General features: G+C 70.9%; 12 protein-coding genes. 3 read left to right on the forward strand and 9 right to left on the reverse strand.

The features are described from left to right. Positions 1-88 precede the first annotated feature (88 nt). From uvrA to KAK06_RS14140, 3 genes are read left to right on the forward strand one after another with little or no spacing between them, the layout of a single operon-like run. Positions 89-5,746, forward strand: a complete 5,658-nt coding sequence (gene uvrA / locus KAK06_RS14130) for an excinuclease ABC subunit UvrA (RefSeq protein ID WP_210802764.1) — start codon at positions 89-91, stop codon at positions 5,744-5,746. 51 nt (positions 5,747-5,797) lie between these two features. Then, positions 5,798-6,781, forward strand: coding sequence for an ABC transporter substrate-binding protein (locus KAK06_RS14135; RefSeq protein WP_210802765.1), 984 nt, complete (start codon positions 5,798-5,800; stop codon positions 6,779-6,781). Further along, positions 6,778-9,927 carry a hybrid sensor histidine kinase/response regulator gene (locus KAK06_RS14140; protein WP_210802766.1) on the forward strand — a complete coding sequence of 1,050 codons (3,150 nt, stop codon included), beginning with the start codon at positions 6,778-6,780 and terminating at the stop codon, positions 9,925-9,927. Before KAK06_RS14135 ends, KAK06_RS14140 begins: the two co-directional genes overlap by 4 nt. Positions 9,928-9,957: 30 nt before the next feature. On the opposite strand, the gene KAK06_RS14145 is transcribed toward KAK06_RS14140, so the two are convergent. The 9 genes from KAK06_RS14145 to KAK06_RS14185 are packed head-to-tail and all read right to left on the reverse strand — an operon-like array spanning position 9,958 to position 16,956. Continuing rightward, positions 9,958-10,194, reverse strand: coding sequence for a hypothetical protein (locus KAK06_RS14145; protein ID WP_210802767.1), 237 nt, complete (start codon positions 10,192-10,194; stop codon positions 9,958-9,960). Positions 10,195-10,236: 42 nt separating this feature from the next. Further along, positions 10,237-11,481 carry a heme d1 biosynthesis radical SAM protein NirJ gene (gene nirJ / locus KAK06_RS14150; RefSeq protein WP_210802768.1) on the reverse strand — a complete coding sequence of 415 codons (1,245 nt, stop codon included), beginning with the start codon at positions 11,479-11,481 and terminating at the stop codon, positions 10,237-10,239. Between the two features lie 3 nt (positions 11,482-11,484). Next, complete coding sequence (ahbB, locus tag KAK06_RS14155) at positions 11,485-11,964, reverse strand: siroheme decarboxylase subunit beta (protein ID WP_210802769.1); 480 nt, start codon at positions 11,962-11,964, stop codon at positions 11,485-11,487. Continuing rightward, the gene (locus KAK06_RS14160; RefSeq protein WP_210802770.1) at positions 11,951-12,427 is read right to left on the reverse strand and encodes an Lrp/AsnC family transcriptional regulator; all 477 of its coding nucleotides are present in this window, start codon (positions 12,425-12,427) and stop codon (positions 11,951-11,953) included. Before KAK06_RS14160 ends, ahbB (KAK06_RS14155) begins: the two co-directional genes overlap by 14 nt. Next, a complete protein-coding gene (gene ahbB / locus KAK06_RS14165; RefSeq protein ID WP_210802771.1) occupies positions 12,411-13,406 on the reverse strand; it encodes a siroheme decarboxylase subunit beta in 996 nt (331 codons plus the stop codon). Before ahbB (KAK06_RS14165) ends, KAK06_RS14160 begins: the two co-directional genes overlap by 17 nt. Next, positions 13,407-14,582: a cytochrome D1 domain-containing protein gene (locus tag KAK06_RS14170; RefSeq protein ID WP_210802886.1), complete on the reverse strand. Its 1,176-nt coding sequence runs from the start codon at positions 14,580-14,582 to the stop codon at positions 13,407-13,409. It abuts the gene before it with no gap. Continuing rightward, positions 14,582-14,911, reverse strand: coding sequence for a c-type cytochrome (locus tag KAK06_RS14175; RefSeq protein WP_310741095.1), 330 nt, complete (start codon positions 14,909-14,911; stop codon positions 14,582-14,584). Before KAK06_RS14175 ends, KAK06_RS14170 begins: the two co-directional genes overlap by 1 nt. A 2-nt stretch (positions 14,912-14,913) precedes the next feature. Then, positions 14,914-15,219 (reverse strand): c-type cytochrome, encoded by a 306-nt coding sequence (locus KAK06_RS14180; RefSeq protein ID WP_210802772.1) that lies wholly within the window; start codon positions 15,217-15,219, stop codon positions 14,914-14,916. 15 nt (positions 15,220-15,234) lie between these two features. Continuing rightward, the gene (locus KAK06_RS14185) at positions 15,235-16,956 is read right to left on the reverse strand and encodes a cytochrome D1 domain-containing protein (protein ID WP_210802773.1); all 1,722 of its coding nucleotides are present in this window, start codon (positions 16,954-16,956) and stop codon (positions 15,235-15,237) included. Between the last annotated feature and the right edge of the window lie 8 nt (positions 16,957-16,964).

A 16,964-nucleotide genomic window follows, 5' to 3' on the forward strand; every position in this document is an offset into this window, starting at 1 on the left:
AGGGCGTCTGCCGAGCCCGGCGCGGGCGCCTCCGCCGCCCGAGCGTTTGTGCCAACATGCTGGGTCCAGCTTCACTCCAGACCCTTCCATGTCGTCCGGCCTGATCGAGATCCGCGGTGCCCGCCAGCACAACCTGAAGAATCTGGACCTGGACATCCGCACCGGTGAGCTGACGGTGGTCACCGGGCCCAGCGGCTCGGGCAAGTCCAGCCTGGTGTTCGACACGCTGTATGCCGAGGGTCAGCGGCGCTATGTCGAGACCTTCTCGGCCTACGCCCGCCAGTTCCTCGACCGCATGGACCGCCCGGCGGTGGACAAGGTCGACGGCGTGCCGCCGGCCATCGCCATCGACCAGACCAACCCGGTGCGCACCAGCCGCTCCACGGTCGGCACGATGACCGAGCTGAACGACCACCTGAAGCTGTTGTTCGCCCGCGCCGGCCAGCTGTTCGACCGCCAGACCGCGCTGCCGGTGCGGCACGACAACGCCGAGACCATCCATGCCGACCTGGCGACCCGCGCCGCGGCGGCGGGCGACCCGCGCCTAGTCATCACCTTTCCGGTGGAGCTGCCGGCCAACACCAGCGCCGAGGAGGTGGAGCAATGGCTGCTGGCCGGCGGCTTCTCGCGCGTGCAGGCCGAGCGGGTCAGCGGCGACAAGAAGCTGCTGGACGTCGTGGCTGATCGCTTCCGTTTCAGCAGCGCCGAGCGCGCCCGCGTGATGGAGGCCATCGAGCTGGGCCTGAAGCGCGGCCAGGGCCGGCTCAGCGTCTATGCGCTGGCTGACGAGGGCGAACCCACGCTGTGGAAGTACAGCACCGGCCTGCACTGCCCCGAGAGCGACCTGCGCTACGGCGATCCGCAGCCCGCGCTGTTCAGTTTCAACTCGGCCTACGGCGCCTGCGAGACCTGCCGCGGCTTCGGCCGCGTGATTGGCGTCGACTTCGGCCTGGTCATTCCCGACCACCGCAAGACCCTGCGCAACGGTGCGATCAAGCCGATGCAGACGCCGGCCTGGCAGGAGTGCCAGGACGACCTGGTCAAGTACGCGGGCGAGGCCGGCATCCCGCGTGACACCGCCTGGAGCCAGCTGACCGAGGCGCAGCGCCAGTGGGTGCTGGAGGGTTCGCCGAACTGGAGCGGCAACTGGAACAAGCAGTGGTACGGCGTGCGCCGCTTCTTCGAGTACCTCGAGAGCAAGGCCTACAAGATGCACATCCGCGTGCTCTTGTCCAAGTACCGCAGCTACACGCCGTGCACCGCCTGCGGTGGCGCGCGGCTGAAGCTGGAGTCGCTGCTGTGGCGCATCGGTGCGAAGGAGGATGCCGACGCGGTGCTGGCGCCCGCGCAGCGCATGCTGCCGCAGGGCGCGGCCTGGTCGCGCGCGCAACTGGAGGCGCTGCCGGGTCTGAACCTGCACGACCTGATGCTGCTGCCGATCGAGCGGCTGAAGCGCTTCTTCGATGGCATCCACCTTCCGGAAGGTTTTCTGGATGAGGCCCTGAAGCTGCTGCTGGATGAAATCCGCACCCGACTGCGCTACCTGTGCGACGTGGGCCTGGGCTACCTGACGCTGGACCGCCAGAGCCGCACGCTCAGCGGCGGCGAGGTGCAGCGCATCAACCTGACCACCGCGCTGGGCACCTCGCTGGTCAACACCCTGTTCGTGCTGGACGAGCCCAGCATCGGCCTGCATCCGCGCGACATGAACCGCATCGTGCAGGCCATGCAGCGCCTGCGCGATGCCGGCAACACGCTGGTGGTGGTCGAACACGACCCGGCGGTGATGCTGGCCGCCGACCGCCTGATCGACATGGGCCCGGGGCCGGGCGAGAAGGGCGGCCAGATCGTCTTTGACGGCAGCCCCGACGCCGCCCGCTCGGCCGACACGCTGACCGGCGCCTACCTGGGGGCGCGCAAGAGTGTGGGCATGGGCTTCAAGCGCTTTGTCGACGAGGCCACGCCGCGGCTGATCCTGGAAGGCGCGCGGCAGAACAACCTGAAGAACGTGACGGTCGAGTTCCCGCTGCAGCGGCTGACCGTGGTCACTGGCGTCTCGGGCTCGGGCAAGAGCACGCTCGTGCAGGACATCCTGGTGCCGGCGCTGATGCGCCACTTCGGCCAGGCCACCGATGCGCCGGGGGCGCATGAGCGGCTGCTGGGCGCCGACCACCTGGCCGATGCGGTCTTCGTCGACCAGAGCCCGATCGGCAAGACCGCGCGCTCCAACCCGGCCAGCTATGTGGGCGCGTTTGACGAGATCCGCAAGCTCTTCGCGGTGGCGCCGCTGGCGCAGGAGCGCCGCTACACCGCCGGCATGTTCAGCTTCAACGCGGGTGATGGGCGCTGCCCGGCCTGCGGTGGCTCGGGCTTCGAGCATGTCGAGATGCAGTTCCTGTCCGACGTCTACCTGCGCTGCCCCGACTGCGACGGCCGCCGCTACCGCGCCGAAATCCTGGAGGTGCTGATCACCCGCGGCGAGCGCCGCCTGAGCATCGCCGATGTGCTGGACCTGACCGTCAGCGAGGCGGTGCAGTGCTTCGCCAAGGACCGCGAGGTCCTGCGCACGCTGCAGCCCATCGTCGACGTCGGCCTGGACTATGTGCGCCTGGGCCAGCCGGTGCCCACGCTGTCGGGCGGCGAGGCGCAGCGGCTGAAGCTGGCCGGCTTCCTGGCCGAGGCGGCGGCCAGCCCGCGCCAGGCGGTGGCGAAGAAAGGCACGCTGTTCGTCTTCGACGAGCCTACCACCGGCCTGCACTTCGACGACATCGCCAAGCTGATGCGCGCGCTGCGCAAGCTGCTCGATGCCGGCCATTCGCTGCTGGTGATCGAGCACAACCTGGACGTGATCCGCGCTGCCGATTGGCTGATCGACCTGGGACCTGAGGGCGGCGACGCCGGTGGCCAATTGGTCGCCGCCGGCACGCCGGACGATCTGCGCGCCCACCCCAGCTCGCACACCGGCGCCGCGCTGCGCCAGTACGACGGGGCCCTCGGCGTGGCCGAGAAGAAATTGGAGTCTGACACCGATTTGGGGGGTGGGGCGTATCTGGGGCGGGCGGTGCGGGACGAGGCGATCCGCATCGTCAATGCGCGCGAGCACAACCTGAAGTCGCTGGATGTGGACATTCCGCGCGGCAAGTTCACCGTGGTCACCGGGGTGTCGGGCTCGGGCAAGAGCACGCTGGCGTTTGACATCCTGTTCAACGAGGGACAGCGGCGCTACCTGGAGTCGCTCAACGCCTATGCGCGCTCGATCGTGCAGCCGGCGGGGCGGCCGGAGGTGGATGCGGTGTGGGGCATTCCGCCCACCGTGGCGATCGAGCAGCGGCTCTCACGCGGCGGGCGCAAGTCCACCGTGGCCACCACCACCGAGGTCTGGCACTTCCTGCGCCTGCTGTGGGTCAAGCTGGGCCTGCAGCACTGCGTGCATGACGGCGCGCCGGTGCGGCCGCAAAGCGCCGAGAGCATTGCCGCACAGCTGCTGCGCGACCATGCCGGCCAGCACGTGGGCCTGCTGGCGCCGCTGGTGGTCCACCGCAAGGGCATCTACAACGACCTGGCCAAGTGGGCCAAGGCGCGCGGCCACAGCCACCTGCGGGTGGATGGCGAGTTCCTGCCCACCGACCCCTGGCCCAAGCTCGACCGCTTCAAGGAGCACACCATCGAGCTGCCGGTGGGCGACCTGGTGGTGTCGGCCGCCACCGAGCCCGAGCTGCGCGCGCTGCTGGCCGAGGCGCTGGAGGCCGGCAAGGGCGTGATGCACCTGCTGGCGCCGCTGGACGGCCTGGCCGAGCGGCTGGAGGCCGGCCAGCCCACCACCGGCTTGGGCGCGCTGAAGGTGTTCTCCACCAAGCGCGCCTGCCCGCAGTGCGGCACCAGCTACCCCGAACTCGACCCGCGCCTGTTCAGCTACAACAGCAAGCACGGCTGGTGCAGCACCTGCGTGGGCACCGGTTTGACGCTGACGCGCGAGCAGCGCCAGGCCTTCGACGATTCGGTGCGCAACGACGACGACAAGGGCCGCGAGCAGCGCTTTCCCAGCGACGAGCCCGAGGTGGAAGGCCTGGCCGGCGAGCCTTGCCTCGATTGCCACGGCGCGCGCCTGAACCCGGTGGCGCGCGGCGTCACCTTCGCTGAGCGCACGATCCACGACGTGGCGGCTGGCTCGGTGCGCGAGGCGCGTGCCTGGATCGACGGGCTCACCCTCACCGGCCGCGATGCCGGCATCGCCCGCGACGTCATCACCGAGATCCGCAGCCGCCTGGAATTCCTGGAAGAAGTGGGCCTGGGCTACCTGACGCTGGACCGTGCCGCGCCCACGCTCAGCGGGGGCGAGGCCCAGCGCATCCGCCTGGCCGCGCAGCTGGGCAGCCACCTGCAAGGCGTCTGCTATGTGCTGGACGAGCCGACGATCGGCCTGCACCCGCGCGACAACGGCATCCTGCTGGGGGCGCTGAAGAAATTGGGCGACGCCGGCAACACCCTGGTGGTGGTCGAGCATGACGAGGACACGATCCGCCGCGCCGACCATGTGATCGACATCGGCCCCGGCGCCGGCAAGCGCGGCGGCCGCCTGGTGGCGCAGGGCGCGCCGGCCGAGCTGGCCGCGCACCCTGATTCACTCACTGGCCGCTGCCTGGCCGCGCCACTGAAGCATCCGCTGCAAGCGCGCCGCCCGGTCGATGCTGGCACGCCAGCGATGGCGCTGCGCGGCGCCTCGCTGCACAACCTGCAGCAGGTGGACGTGGACGTGCCGCTGGGCCGCCTGGTGGCGGTGACCGGCGTCTCGGGCTCGGGCAAGAGCACGCTGGCGCGCGATGTGCTGCTGGCCAATGTGGCGGCGCTGGTGGCGGCCAAGGGCCGCAAGCCCGACGAGGCGGCGGCCTCCAGCGTGATGCTCAGCGGCTGTGCCAGCCTGTCGGGCTGGGGCAGCGTGGACCGCGTGCTGGAGGTCGACCAGACGCCGATCGGCAAGACGCCGCGCTCCTGCCCGGCCACCTACATCGGCTTCTGGGACAGCATCCGCAAGCTCTTCACCGAGACCCTGGAGGCCAAGGCGCGCGGCTACGCCGCCGGCCGCTTCTCGTTCAACACCGGCCAGGGCCGCTGCCCGGCCTGTGAAGGGCAGGGGATGCGCACCATCGAGATGAGCTTCCTGCCGGACGTGAAGGTGCCCTGCGACGTCTGCCACGGCCAGCGCTTCAACCCCGAGACCCTGGCGGTCACCTGGCGCGGCAAGAGCATCGGCGACGTGCTGCGCATGGAGGTGGACGAGGCGGTCGAGTTCTTCGCCAGCATGCCCGCCATCGCCCACCCGCTGCAGCTGCTGAAGGACGTGGGCCTGGGCTACCTGACACTGGGCCAGCCCAGTCCCACGCTCAGCGGCGGCGAGGCCCAGCGCATCAAATTGGTGACCGAACTCAGCAAGGTGCGGGACGACGTCACCCGCCGCGGCCAGAAGGCGCCGCACACGCTGTACGTGCTGGACGAGCCCACGGTGGGCCTGCACATGGCCGATGTCGAGAAGCTGATCCACGTGCTGCACCGCCTGGTGGGTGGCGGCCACAGCGTGGTGGTGATCGAGCACGACCTGGACGTGGTGGCCGAGGCCGACTGGGTGATCGACCTGGGCCCCGAGGGTGGCAGCGCCGGTGGGCGTGTGGTCTGCGCCGGTGCGCCGGAACGCCTGGTGTCGGCCGGTACCCACACCGGTCTGGCCCTGGCGCCCGTGCTGGCGCGATGATGTGGTGAAACCCGGCCGCGCAGGCACAATCAGTGCAACGCGTCCGCCACCATGACTGCCCGTCCCGCCAACCCACGCCGCCGTGTCTGTCTGGGGGCGGCACTGGCGGCGTTGGCGCCCTTGTCGGCTTGCCAACCCGGGCCGCGCGGCCCGCTGCGTCTGGGCTGTCACCCCTGGCCGGGTTATGAGCTGTTCTTTCTTTCGCGTGAACAAGGCACCTGGCCCACCGATGAGGTGCATCTGGTCGACATGCCCTCGGCCAGTTCCAGCCTGCGCGGCCTGGGCACCCAGTCGCTGGATGCCGCCGGCCTGACGCTGGACGAGGTGCTCAGCGCCCGCTCGCGCGGCATGGACCTGCGCGTGGTGGCGGTGCTGGATGTGTCGGTGGGCGCCGATGTGGTGCTGGCCCGCGCGGGCCTGGGTTCGGTGTCGGCGCTGGCCGGGCGGCGTGTCGGGGTGGAATCCTCGGCCGTCGGCGCGGTGATGCTGGATGCCATGCTGTCGCGCTCCGGCATGCGCAGCACCGATGTCCAGGTCGTGCCGCTGGCCGCTGACCAGCACGAGGCGGCCTGGCGCGATGGACGCGTGGACGCCCTGGTCACCTACGACCCGATGGCCGGCCGCTTGCTGGCCGAGGGCGCGCGGCCGCTGTTCAGCAGCGCCGAGGTACCGGGCACCATCGTCGATGTGCTGGCGGTGCGGTCCGAGGTGATGGCGTCACGGGCGACCCAGATCCGGGCCGCGTTGGCGGCCCACTTCGGCGCCTTGTCGGCCTTGCGCGAGTCGCCACAGCGGCTGATGTCTCCCATGGCTCGCCGGCTGGGCATGGCACCGGCCGAACTGGAGGCCAGCCTGGCGCGGCTGGAACTGCCCGGCGTGGCCGACAACCAGACCTGGCTGCGGCCCGGCGGTCGCCTGCAGGACAGCGCCGAGCGCCTGCGCCAGGTGATGCTGCGCGCCGGCCTGCTGGCGGCGCTGCCCGTCATCGAGTCACTGGGCAGTGCCGATTTCCTGCCTGCCGGGGTGGCCGCATGAGCAGGGCGTCGACCTCGCTGCGCTGGCGACTGGCGATGCTGCTGGGGGTGGTGATGCTGGTGGCGCTGGCAGCGCTGCAGTGGATGCACTACCGGCGCGACGCGGCCCAGCTGCAGACGGAGCTGCAACAGCGCGCCCGCCACCAGCTGACGCTGATCGCCGTGGCCGCCGAGCGCATGGCCGCGCTCGATCCGTCGCTGCTGCGCGAGGTGCTGGCCCACGCCTCGTCCGACACCATGGTGTCGCACGCCGCGGTGATCGGGCCGACCCTGCAGGTGGTGGCCTCCAGCCGCCCGAGCGACCTTGGCCTGGCCGCTGACCGCCTGCCGGACCTGCAGGCCCAGTGGTGGCAGGGCCTGCACAGCGGCAGCGCCTCGCGCGTGATCGAGCTGGACCAGCCACGCCGCGTGTTGCTGGTGCACGCCTTCGAGTGGCCGGCCGAGGCCGGCCAGCTGCGCACCGGCCGCCAGGGCCTGGTGCTGTTGCAGTACACGCTGGCCGAGCCGCTGCGCCAGCTGGGCGAGGACTCCTGGGAGCGCCTGGGCTGGCAGGCGGCGGTCTTTCTGCTGGCGTCGCTGGTGCTGTGGATCCTGGTCGAGGCCTGGGTGGCGCGGCCGCTGGCGGCCATGGGCCAGGCGGCCAAGGCGATCGGCGAGGGCGACCTGGGCCGCCGCCTGCCGCCGCAGCGCACGCTCGAGCTCTCACGCATGGCCGAGAGCATCAACCGCATGGCGGCCGACCTGGCGCTGCGTGTGCAGCAGGTGCAGACCAGCGAGCACCGGCTGCGCACGCTGATCGACGCGGCGCCCGAGGCCGTGCTGAGCGTGGCCGCCGACGGCCGCATCACGCAGTTCAATGCCGCGGCCGAGCGCCTCTTCGGCTGGTCTGCCGCCGAGATGCTGGGCCAGCCGCTGGACCGCCTGCTCCCGCCCGATGTGCGCCAGGGCCATGCGGCCCTGGTGGCACTGGGCACGCAGGACGGCGCGGGCGTGCGCACCATGGGTGCCGACCGCCGCGTGCGCGGCCTGTGCCGCGACGGCCGCTACATCGATCTGAACGTCTCGCTCTCGCGCGTCCAGGTGGACGGCATGTGGCACTCCACCGCGGTGATCCGTGACATCACCGAACGCCTGGCCGCCGAGGCCGAGCTCTCGCGCTACCGCCACCAGCTGGAAGACCTGGTGCAGGAGCGCACCCAGGCGCTGGAGCGCTCACGCGACGAGGCCGAGGCCGCCACCCGCTCGAAGAGCGAATTCCTGGCCAACATGAGCCATGAGATCCGCACGCCGATGAACGCCATCATCGGTCTGGCCTACCTGGCGCGGCGTGACGCCCAACCGCAGCAGGCCGCCCACCTCGACCGCATCGGCACCGCGGCGCGGCATCTGCTGGCCATCCTCAATGACATCCTCGACTTCTCCAAGATCGAGGCCGGCAAGCTCACGCTCGCCTCGCGCGATTTCGATGTCGATGACATGGTGGACCAGGCCAGCCAGCTGGTCTGCGAACGCGCCATGGCCAAGGGTGTGGAAGTGGTGCAGCGCCTCGATCCCACGCTGCCCAGCCACCTGCGCGGCGACGACCTGCGCCTGGGCCAGGTGCTGGTCAACCTGATCGGCAATGCGATCAAGTTCACCGAGCGCGGCCATGTGCGCGTGAACCTCTCGCGCCTGCAGTCGGCCGACGGCCGACCGCTGGTGCGCTTCGAGGTGCGCGACACCGGCATCGGCATGGACGACGCGCAGCAGCAGCGCGTCTTCCAACCCTTCGAGCAGGCCGACGGCTCCACCACTCGGCGCTTCGGCGGCACCGGGCTGGGCCTGTCGATCAGCCGCCGGCTGGTCGAGATGATGGGGGGTACGCTGCGCGTGGAAAGCCGCCCGGGCCAGGGCAGCCGCTTCTGGTTCGACCTGCCGCTGGAGCCGGCGCTGTCGCCGCAGCCCGGCCGCCGCGCGGTGGCCCGCTTCATGGGCACCCGGGCGCTGGTGGTGGACGACCTGGAAGATGCCCGCCTGGCCCTGGTCGAGATGCTCGAGATGCTGGGCCTGCGCGCCGATGCGGTGGCCGGCGGCGAGCAGGCCCTGAAGCGCCTGGCCTCGGCCGAGACCGAGGGCGACCCCTACGAGCTCTGCGTGCTGGACTGGCGCATGCCGGTGATGGACGGCGTCGAGACGGCGCGCCAGATCCGCGCGCTGCCGCTGCGCCAGCAGCCGGCCTTCCTGATGATCTCGGCCATGGGGGGGCAGGTGCCGCGCGATACCCTGGGCGCGGTGGGCTTCGCCGCGGTGCTGGTCAAGCCGGTCTCGCCGTCGCAGCTGCACGATGCGCTGACGCGCGCGCTGCGCCGAGACCAGCGCGAGGCCGTGGCGCCGCAGGATCCGCCCTGGCAGGCCAGTGCCCATGCGCGCGTGCTGCTGGTCGAGGACAACCCGCTCAACCGCGAGGTCAGCGCGCAGCTGCTCGAAACCCTGGGCCTGAACCCCGACCTGGCCCACGATGGCCAGATGGCGATCGAGCTGGCCAGCCAGGCCGCCTACGACCTGATCCTGATGGACGTGCAGATGCCCCAGGTCGACGGCCTGGAGGCCACGCGCCGCATCCGCCAGTTGCCGGGCCATGCGCGCACGCCGATCGTGGCGATGACCGCCAATGCCTTCCCCGAGGACCGCGAGCGCTGCCGTGTCGCCGGCATGGACGACTTCATCGCCAAGCCGGTCGAGCCCGAGGCCCTGGGTGCGCTGCTGCGCCGCTGGCTGCCCGCGCCGCCGCCGCCTGCCGCGGCACCCAGCGCCTGGCGCGGGCCCACCATTGAGGGTCTGGATCTGGACCTGGCCTTGCGCCGACTGGCTGGCCAGGGCGCGCTGCTGTCGCGCCTGCTTGAGGTCTATGCCGACCACCACGCCGACGACGGCACCCGCCTGCTGGCCGCCTGGCGCGAGGGCCGGCTGGACCTGCTGGGCCAGGACCTGCACAGCCTGCGCGGCGCGCTGGGCAACCTGGGCGCTGAAACGCTGATGGAGCAGATCGGTCGCCTCGAATCCGAGCTGGCGCGCGGCGTGCCGCCGCCCGAGCCCGAGATGCGCGCGCTGGCCACTGCGCTGGACGCGCTGGTGGGCCATATCCGCGCCGCGCTGGCGCAGCGCTGAGCAGCACGCCGGGCCAGGCGCGAGCCCGGTTCAGGCCCGGCCGGAGCGGCGGCTGCGCGGCTGCAGCCTGTCCAGCTCGGCCAGCTGCTGGCGCAGCAGCAGCAGCAGCGTGCGGGCGTGCTCGACCGGCAGGCTCAGCACCGTGGACGGCGATTCGTCGTCGCGCAGTTGGCGGGTCTGCACCAGCGCGTCCACGCTGACCTCAATCAAGCCGTGGGCGTGGCGCATGGCTTTGAGGCGCTGGATTTCGATGTCATAGGGTTTCACAGGGACAGACTCCGGGCGGCGAGGCCCGCATTGTCGGCTGCTTCAGCCGGCCACGACCGGGACCTTGACAGCGCGCTGAGAACGAAAGGCGCTCAGGGGCACGCGCGGCCGGCCCTGGGCGAGACCGATCTCGGCGTCGTCCAGGTAGCAGCCCGGGTCCTCGGCCCAGGGGTCGCCGGTCAGTTGCTGGGCGCGCACGCGGGTGTTGCCGCCGCAGATCGCCAGGTGCTGGCAGTCGGCGCAGCGGCCGCCCACCGGGCGGGGCTGCTGCTTCAGGCCGGCCATCAACGGGTCGGTGGTGTCGGGCCAGAGGGCGCTGAAGGGGCGCTGGCGCACATTGCCCAGCGGGTGGTGCCACCACATGGTGTCGGGGTGGACCTCGCCCAGGTTGTCGATGTTGGCCACGTGCAGGCCCGAGGCATTGCCGCCCCAGGCTTGCAGGCGCTGGCGCAGCGCGTCGCCGAAGCGCGCCGCCAGGTCAGGCCGGCGGCGCTGCAGCCACAGCAGCAGCCAGGGGCCGTCGGCGTCGTTGTTGCCGGTGACGTACTCCTCGTCCAGACCGCGCTGGGCGGCGTCCCAGGCGCGGTCGAACAAGGTGTCGAGTGCGGCGCGGGTGGCGGCGAACTGGGCGTCCTTGGCGCGGTGGAGGTTGCCCCGGCCGGCGTAGTTCAGGTGCGAGAAGTAGAACTTGGGCGCCCCTTCGGCGCGCATCAGGTCCAGCAGCGGCTCGAAGTCGTGTGCGTTGGGGGCGGTCAGCGTGTAGCGCAGACCCACCTTCACGCCGCGGGCGAGCAGGTGCCGCACGGCGGCCAGGCTGCGCTCGAAGGCGCCGTCCAGGCGGCGGAAGCGGTCATGCGTGGCGCGCAGGCCGTCCAGGCTGATGCCCACGTAGTGAAAGCCGGTGGCAGCGATGCGCTCGGCCAGCGGTTCGTCGATCAGCGTGCCGTTGGTCGACAGGCCGGTGTAAAAGCCCATGCCGATGGCGCGCTCGGCGATGGGGAACAGATCGGGCCGCAGCAGCGGCTCGCCGCCGCTGAGGATCAGCACCGGCACGCCGAAGGCCTTCAGGTCGTCCATCACGGTGAAGACCTCGCCGGTGTCCAGCTCACCCGCGTAGTCGTGGTCGGCCGACAGGGCGTAGCAGTGCTGGCAGGTCAGGTTGCAGCGGCGGATCAGGTTCCAGATGACCACCGGTCCGGGTGGCTCACCGCGGCGTCGGGTGCTTGGATACTGGCCACGGCGCTCAGCCTCGGCCAGCTCACGCAGGTAGTGGGAGACACGGAACATGGCTCAGTCCTTCAATCGCAGCCCGGTCTTCTTCAGGATGGCCGAGCTGTAGAGGATGTCGTGGGCGCGGCACGCGGGACCGAGCAGCGTTGCGATGCGGTCGGCCTGCTGCTGGACTTCGGCGCGGTGGCGGCCGTGCAGCATGGCGAACAGGTTGTAGGGCCAGGCGCTGCCGTGGCGCGGGCGGCGGTAGCAGTGGCTGACGCCCTCCAGCGTGGCCACCTGCTCGCCCAGCGCATCGACCTGCGCGTCGTCCACATCCCACACGCTCATGCCGTTGGCGGTGAAGCCCAGGCGGTAGTGGTTGGGGACGGCGCCGATGCGGCGCACCAGGCCCTCGGCCTGCATGGCGGCCAGGCGCTGGCGCACGGTCTCGCCGGGCACGCCCAGCATCGCGCCCAGGGCCTCGTAGGGGCGGCTGACCAAGGGCAGCCCGCCCTGGGTGGCGGCGATCAGCTCGCGGTCGAACTCAGTGAGGGGCATCGTGCAGCTCCGGCGCCAGCAGCGGCAGGCGCAACTCCACCCGGTACTCGCGCTCCTTGGGGAAGGCCATGACCGGCAGGCCGGCGGCGGCCTCGATGCGGGCGATCACCGCGGGCACCGCGTCCTCGGTCTCGGTGGCGATGACGAACCACATGTTCAGCGCATGGTCGCGGCGGTAGTTGTGCGCCACCTCGGGCAGCGCATTGACCCGGGCCGCCACCGCGTCGAAGCGTTCCTCGGGCACCGCCATCGCGGCCAGCACGAAGCGGCCGCCGGCGCGCTCGATCTGGAACAGCGGTCCGAAGCGGGTGAGCTCGCCGTGCGACAGCAGGTGGCGCAGGCGCTCGATCACGGTGTCTTCGGTCCAGCCCAGCTGGCGCGCCACCTCCAGGAAGGGGCGGTCACTGAGCGGAAAGCCGCCGTGCAGGTGGCTGATCAGGCGCAGCTCATCCGGCGTGGGCATGGTCGGTCTCCATCACGGGCAGGTCACGGAAGCGGCGGGCACCGGTCTGCTTGTAGCGCCGCCACGAGAACAGCACCTGCTGCGACAGGCCATCCAGGCCCGCGGCAGCGGTGGCGCTGGCGAGCACGGCGCGCACGCTGTCGCGATCGCGGCCATGCACCATGCCGTAGAGGTTGTAGGGCCAGCCGCCGGCGCGCTCGCGGCGGTAGCACAGCGTGATGCCGGGCTGCGCGGCCAGGCGCGGGCCCAGGACATCGACCTGGGTGTCGGGCACATCGAACACGGCCATCGCGTTGTGGGTGAATCCGAACTCGTGGTGCCGCACGATCAGCCCGAAGCGGCGCAGCGTGCCCTGGTCCAGCCAGCGCGCCAGCACCTGCAGCACGCGCTCGGTGCGCCAGCCCAGCGCCTGGGCCCAGGCGTTGAAGGGACGCTCGATCAGCGGCAGGCCGTCCTCGACCAGCGCGGCCAGGGCGCGATCATGATCGGCCACGGCGGGCGCGCGCAGGCGCCGCTCGCCTGGGGCGGTGCCGGCGGTGGAGCGGCGCAGGTCAAAGCCCAGGTCGATCCGGTAGGGGCGGCGCAGCGGCAGGCGCAGCGCGGGCAGGCTGGTGGCCGCCTCCAGGGCCTGCATGCTGCGCTCCACGGCCGCGGCGTCCACCCCGGTCATCACGAACCACAGGTTGTGGGCGTGCTCGCGGGCGTAGTTGTGGTTGACACCGGGGTGCGCCGACACGATGGCGGCCACTGCGTCCAGCCGTGCCTCGGGCACGGCCATCGCGGCCAGCAGCGCGGCGCCACCGGCGCTGGCGGCAAAGACGCCACCGACCCGGCTGAGCTGGCCTGCCTGCTGCGCACTGCGCAACTCGGCCAGCAGTGCCGGCACGCTGCAGCCATGCACCGTGGCCAGCGTGTCGAACGGGCGCTCGGTCAGCGGCAGGCCGCGCTGCCAGGCGTTGAGCAGGGAGAGTCGGTCCATTCAGAACCCCAGGCGCGCAGCGCGCGCAGTGAAGAAGATGCCGCTGGGGGCGTCCACCTCCAGCTGCGCCAGCGTCTGCAGGTGGCGGGTGTCGATGACGCTGACGCGGTTCGCATCGCGGCTGCTGATCCAGACGGCCTCGCCGCGCGGCGTGAACTCCATGTGCAGCACCGCCTGGCCGGGCTGGAGCGTGGCCACCACGCGCTGCGTGGGGGTGTCGATCACCTGCACGCGGTCGTAGTCGGGCACCGCGAAGTTCACCCACACCTGGCGGCCGTCGGGCCGGGCCATCACGAACACCGGCTGTCCGGCCACCGGGATGCGGCCCGCCTCCTGCCAGGTGGCGGTGTCGACCACCAGCACTTCGTGGCGGCCGATGGCCGGCAGGTAGGCGTGGCGGCCGGCCACGGCCCAGCCGCGCAGGTGCGGCATCTTGTAGACCGGCAGCGGCTGCTGACCGCGGCCGTAGCCGTTCAGGATGCGCTGCGCGCGCGGGGTGTCGGCCCACAGGTCGACCATCGCCAGGCCGTCCTCGCCGAACAGACCGGCGATGTAGTGGCGGCCATCGGGTGTGACCAGCGCGTCGTAGGGCTGGCGGCCGATGCCGGGCAGCCGGGTCGTCACCGGGTGCGCGGCGTCGCTGCAGTCGGTGATCCAGATCGCGTCGGCGTCGAACAGGCTGTAGGCGAAGCGTCGGCCCGGCAGGTCGACCAGGCCCACCACGCGCGAGCGCTGGCCCGGCGCGAACTCGGCCGGCACATCGGCCAGCAGCGCCAAGGTGCGGGCGTCGAAGACCTTGATGCCGCCGGGCGTGTAGTTCTGTGCGGCCACCAGCCTGCCGTCGGCACTGATCGCGCCACCGATCGAGTTACCGGCCTGCATCACGCGCTGCACGATGCGCTGGGTCAGCAGGTCGACCATCGTCAACCCGCCGTCGCGGCCGAAGACATAGGCCAGCCGGCCATCGCGCGAGAACACCACCGAGGCGTGCGACAGATCGCCCAGGCCGCCCACCTCGCCGATGATCCGGCGCTCGCTGGTGTCGATGAGGGACAGCGCACCACGCGCGCGCTGCACGATCACGCCGAGGTCGCCGCTGCCGCGCAGCGCGGGGGTGGCGCAGGCGGCCAGCAGGGGCAGCAGGCCAGCGGCCAGCAGGGTGTCACGGCGGCGCATCATCGCGGGGCCTTCGCTTCTTCAGGAAAACCGGCCGCCAGACGCTGGGCGATCCAGCGCGCCTCGGGCTCGCTGAGCATCGCCCGCCAGGGCGGCATCGGAGTGCCGGGACGACCGTGGACGATCGTCGCGACCATGGATTCAAGTGGCTTGTCGGCCAGCGCGGCGGGCGTGAGTGCCGGGCCCAGTCCGCCAGTCAGCCGCATGCCATGGCAGGCGCCGCAGTCCTGCCGCACCATGCGCACCAGCTGCTGCTGACGCTGCGGTGCGGGCTCGGCCGCCGCCGCCAAAGGCAGCAGCGCGAGCAGCAGGACGGCGGCGCGGCCCACGCTCAGCCCTTGAGGATCTGCTCGACGGCGGCCCTGAGGTCGGCGTCGTTGATCTTGTCGGGCCCGTTGGGCGACATCGGGATCGGCCCGAAGCTGCCGGCGCCGCCCTTGCGGACCTTGTCCATCAGCCGGGCCACCACGTCCTGACCCTTGTACTTGGCGGCGATGTCCTTGAAGGACGGGCCGACCAGCTTCTTGTCCTTGGCGTGGCAGGCCATGCAGCCGGCCTTGTTCAGCGCCTCGTCGGCGTTGGCCATGGCGCCGGTGGCGCCCACCGCCAGCGCGGCGGCGATCAGCAGGGTTCTCATGGTGTCCTCCGCGGCTCAGTAGATGTCGTGCTGGGTGTTGTTGACGTTGAAGTGGCCCGTTGGCGTGATCAGACGCGGGTCCTTGATCACGGCCTTGAGCTTCAGCGTCTTGTCGTCCACCACCACCAGCGCGCTTTGCTTGTTCTTGGCGCTCCACACCGAGAACCAGACCTCGTCGCCCGCCTTGTTGTACTCAGGCTGGACCACGCGCTTGGCGCCGTCATCCGTCAACCCGGCCCACTCGGCGATCGGCAGCACGGTGAAGCCCTTGGCCAGGTTCTTCACGTCGTACACCGCCACCGACTGCGACAGCTTGGGATCCGGGTTGAGCGGCGTGTCCACGTACAGGTGGGTCGACTTGGGGTGGCTCTTGATGAACAGCGAGCCGCCGCCCTGGCCCTTGACGGTCTCGACCACCTTCCAGGCCTGCTGGGGATGGCCCTTGGGGTCGGTGCCGATCAGCGAGATGGTCTCGTCGCCCAGGTGGCTGGTGGCCCAGACCGGCCCGAACTGCGGGTGCGTGAAGTTGGCACCACGACCCGGGTGCGGGATCTTGCCCACGTCGATCAGCGCCGAGAGCTTGCCTTCCTTCAGGTCGATGGCGGCGATCTTGTTGGATTGGTTGGCCGCCACCATGAAATACCGGTGCGTGCTGTCCAGGCCGCCGTCGTGCAGGAAGCGGGCGGTCTCGATCTCAGTGGTCTTCAGCGCCTTGAGGTCGGAGTAGTCGACCAGCAGCGTCTTGCCCGTCTCCTTGACGTTGACGACGAACTCGGGCTTGAAGTGGCTGGCCACGATCGAGGCCACGCGCGGCTCGGGGTGGTACTCCTGCTTGTCCACCGTCATGCCTCGGGTGCCGACGATCTTCAGCGGCTCCAGCGTGTCGCCCTTCATGATGGTGTACTGCGGCGGCCAGTAGCTGCCGGCAATCGCCAGCTTGTCCTCGAAGCCCTTGAACTTGCTGGTGTCCACCGAGCGGGCCTCCAGGCCCACGCGGATCTCGGCCACGTTGTCGGGCTTGGGCATCCACAGGTCGATCATGTTGATCTTGGCGTCGCGGCCGATCACGAACAGGTAGCGGCCCGAGGCCGACAGGCGGCTGATGTGCACCGCGTAGCCGGTCTTGACGATGTTGATGATCTGCTTGGTGTCGCCGTCGATCAGCGCCACCTCGCCGGTGTCGCGCAGCGTGGTGGAGAAGATGTTGGCGATGTTGTAGTCGTTCATCTTCTTCGTCGGCCGCTGCTCGGGCGGGACGATGAGCTTCCAGGACTTCTTCATGTCCTCCATGCTCCACTCGGGCGGCTGCGGAGGATCCTGCTGGATATAGCGCGCCATCAGGTCGACGGTCTTCTCGTCGAAGTCGCCGCTGGTCTGCCAGTTGGGCATGCCGGCGGGCGAGCCGTAGGCGATGAAGATCTTCAGGTAATCGGTGCCCTTGCCCAGCGTGATGTCCGGCGTCAGCGGCTTGCCGGTGGCGCCCTTGCGCAGCACGCCGTGGCAGCCGGCGCAGCGCTCGAAGTAGATCTGGCGGGCCTTGTCGAACTCGGCCTGCGTCATCTGCGGCGCTTTCGGGTTCGAGCTCTGGTACATCGGCTCGCTGGCCAGCGGCGAGCCGCCCGCCTGGTAGTTCATCTCGGGCTGGGTGACGGCCTTCTTGTCCTGCGCCAGGGCGCCGGTGGCCAGCAGCGTCGCGAGGGTCATCGCGGTGAGCCGGGCAATCGTCGGAGCGTTCATGGTGTGTC

The organism is Ideonella aquatica, assembly GCF_018069755.1.
GTDB lineage: Bacteria > Pseudomonadota > Gammaproteobacteria > Burkholderiales > Burkholderiaceae_C > Ideonella > Ideonella aquatica.